Origin of the sequence: Planktothrix sp. FACHB-1355 (genome assembly GCF_014748295.1) — a bacterium.
In the GTDB taxonomy this organism is placed as follows: Bacteria; Cyanobacteriota; Cyanobacteriia; order Cyanobacteriales; family Aerosakkonemataceae; genus Aerosakkonema; species Aerosakkonema funiforme_A.
Map to the genome: position 1 here is coordinate 1 of NZ_JACJUP010000938.1, position 2,898 is coordinate 2,898.

Here is a 2,898-nt window from a genome sequence, read left to right on the forward strand (position 1 = left end):
TGGATGGGGCAAATCGGCTGCAAATTCTGTGGCGCGTGATGCTACCTTTGTCTCGTCCGGCATTGGTGACGCTATTTTTATTTACGTTTATCGGGGAGTGGAACGATCTGTTTAAACCGCTGGTTTTTACAACGCGACCGGAATTAAGAACGGTGCAGCTGGCGCTGGCAGATTTTCAGGAGCAATTTACGAATAATTGGCCTTTGATGATGGCGGCTGTGACTATTGCTACGGTGCCGATCCTGCTGTTGTTTTTAATAGGCCAAAGACAATTTATTAGGGGAATTGCTACAACTGGAATTAAGAGTTAAGTTTAAGGCAAAGGAACGCACTAGCCGCGTCAGCGGCTGACCGCAGGGTATGTTTTCGCAGAGTAACGCTGAGTTAAAAAGTTTATTTGACAACGATAAACTTATAGGTATTCGAGCGCTTACTTTTGTGTGCCTCGGCTTTAAATGAAAAAAGCTAACTGTAATTGAAATGAGTCTAAAGAATCTAGGTCTGTTGATTATTGTTGTATCTTTCTTGCCTTGGGCAGCGATAATTTTTGTTGTGCCATTTATACAGATAGATTTAGCACACAAGGCTGTATTAGTAACTATTCTAGCTGTTGTGGCAGAAGTTTTGTTCTGGTTAGGTCTTGTCTTGGTAGGAAAAGAACTTGCTACTAAATATCGGCGTTATTTTAGTTTTTCTCGGATTTGGAAGAGTTTGAAAAAATTGCTCCGCTAACCTTAGCCGTTAACTAAGTAACGAAGCAATTAGGCTAATTTATTGTTAGAATTGTAGGTTGCCAATTTAATCTGAATCTGCGAAAATTCGCAGGCGAACGGTACGATCGCCATTTTCATCCAGAGGTACTTCGATCGATTCACCGGCTAGTCTTTCCAAACAAGTGAGAAGCGATCGCAAGTTGGGCGTACTCGCACCGGTATCCACATATAGCCGATCCGCCAAACTACCGACACGTTTCCAAGTAGTGTAAAGTTTGGCGATCGTTTGTTCTAGCTGAGACGCTTGTTTGACCAAATCAGATGCTGTATTCAAACAACCTATCCGCAGCGCTTCTTCTAGCGCCATTTCCACATCTACCGATGATTGGTTAATGGCTTGCACTTGGGCGGCGGCGTGGAGATACTTGGCTAAGTTGCGGGCGTCTGACGTTACCTGTTTGAGTTTATCGACGCTGGGTTCTTGGGCGACTTCTTCTTGCAGTAAGGTTATGTGAGATTCGGGTAATTTCTCCAATTCCTTAACTAGGGGTGCGAGGTAACGCGGCGGAAGAGTTTGATCGGCGGCTTTAGCTTTTACTTCGTCGGGGAGTAAATCGGAGGTCATAGCTGTCCACTCTTCTGCGAGTTGGCGCACTTCCCGACGGGTGATGCGATCGCCTTTTTGCGCTGCATCAGTGACCAGTTGTTGTATTTCTGGAGATGATTTGGCTGTTTCCACAAAAGCGCGTTTGCTGAAGTTTCTAATCGCAGTCGGGTCGAGCTTTCCCTCAGCTAAAAGAGTATCGGCGCTATTGGCTAACTCTATCAGAGAATAAGCCTGACTTTTGTTAATTTCTCGCTCTTTCAGCCAATTTAGAAAACCAGTGCCGCGTCCGTCGCCGCCTTTCTTCTCGCGATCGCGCACTACTCGTAAAATACGTCCGCGCCAGATTTCCGTTTGCAAGTCGAAGCGATCGCATACCAGCCAAGCGATATCCACTTGCTGCTGAAACTCACTATCTGGGATGCGATCGTCTTCTGGATCGGGTAACTGGAAGTGTAGATCCGTACCGATATTGAGGGCAGATGCGAGGTCGAAAGGAGGTTGGGGAGATTCGGGCATTTGTGAGAGCGATCGTGGGTCACAGAGGGATCATTATTGCACGTTCTTTATCATACTTGCTTACGCTGACGGTCACCTTCGGCACTCGCAGCGTGGCTAAAATGTCAAGTCCAAATGCAAAATTACTCCAGGGGTTTGCAGGTAAACTTTATTGCAAAACCGCTTTTACAAGGTAAGAGGAGTTTAGTTTTTCAAGTTTTTAGCTGATATTGCCAAATAAATATATTAGCTTATACTTATATTAAGTATCATCGATTTTAATCGATTTGTGGCTAAATTTTTAAATGTTAAGATATCTAAATAATTGAGTTGCAAAGCAAATTGTATATATGAACTTGCCAGAGCCGCAACTAGCTATTAACCGTCATCCCCTCACTGTTTCACCAGATACTCCACTTTTAGATGTCCTAGCCAAGATGAATCAAATTCATGGAGGCGAATGTACATTTTTTAATAAAGCTGAAGCTAAAAATAAAAATCTTTATTCCGGTCAGCCATCTTTTATGCCTCATCCCGGCAATTATAAAGTTAATAATTGCGCTTTGATTGTGGAAGAAGGAAAGATTCGAGGCATAATTACAGAGCGAGATGTAGTTAAATTGGTGGCAAGAGGACAGAACTTAGCTGTACCGATCGCAAACGTGATGACCAAAGAGGTGATTACTCTTGCTGAATCTGAATTTAAAGATGTATTTTTAGCTCTTTCCCTCTTGCGCGATAATCAAATTCGGCACTTACCAAGTATAGACGATGCAGAAAACCTGGTTGGTGTTGTTACTGCGGAAACGATTCGAGAAGTTCTCCAACCTGTAAATTTGTTAACAATGCGTCGAGTAGCGGACGTAATGACAACTAAAGTAATTCATGCGCCTGCTTCAAGTTCAGTGCTGAATTTGGCGCAATTGATGGCCGATAATTGTGTTAGTTGTGTGGTGATTGCCAACTCAGAAGCTAATACCAAACAAGCTATTCCTATCGGAATAGTTACTGAAAGAGATATCGTGCAATTACAAATCCTGGGTTTGCAAATCGAGGATATCCAAGCTGAAAAAGTGATGAGTC

At 43.3% G+C, this 2,898-nt stretch carries 4 protein-coding genes; 3 read left to right on the forward strand and 1 reads right to left on the reverse strand.

Translation table 11 applies throughout. The features are described from left to right. Both H6S82_RS27205 and H6S82_RS27210 read left to right on the forward strand, forming a co-directional pair. Window positions 1–311, forward strand: a 311-nt coding sequence (locus H6S82_RS27205; RefSeq protein ID WP_191057033.1) for a carbohydrate ABC transporter permease, incomplete at its 5' end; no start/stop codon positions are given. Window positions 312–480: 169 nt separating this feature from the next. Continuing rightward, window positions 481–732: a transporter suffix domain-containing protein gene (locus H6S82_RS27210; RefSeq protein WP_190472888.1), complete on the forward strand. Its 252-nt coding sequence runs from the start codon at window positions 481–483 to the stop codon at window positions 730–732. Window positions 733–798: 66 nt separating this feature from the next. Here H6S82_RS27210 and H6S82_RS27215 read toward each other — a convergent pair whose 3' ends face one another. Then, window positions 799–1,836, reverse strand: coding sequence for a hypothetical protein (locus H6S82_RS27215; protein ID WP_190472885.1), 1,038 nt, complete (start codon window positions 1,834–1,836; stop codon window positions 799–801). Between the two features lie 329 nt (window positions 1,837–2,165). Between H6S82_RS27215 and H6S82_RS27220 the strand changes: the two genes are divergently transcribed. Further along, on the forward strand, window positions 2,166–2,898 hold a 733-nt coding region (locus tag H6S82_RS27220), incomplete at its 3' end, for a CBS domain-containing protein (RefSeq protein ID WP_191057034.1).

What these genes read in the sequence shown, in the direction of transcription:
- H6S82_RS27210 (WP_190472888.1), top strand. Translation starts at nt 481, where the DNA reads ATGAGTCTAAAGAATCTAGGTCTGTTGATTATTGTTGTATCTTTCTTG.
- H6S82_RS27215 (WP_190472885.1), bottom strand. Translation starts at nt 1,836, where the DNA reads ATGCCCGAATCTCCCCAACCTCCTTTCGACCTCGCATCTGCCCTCAAT.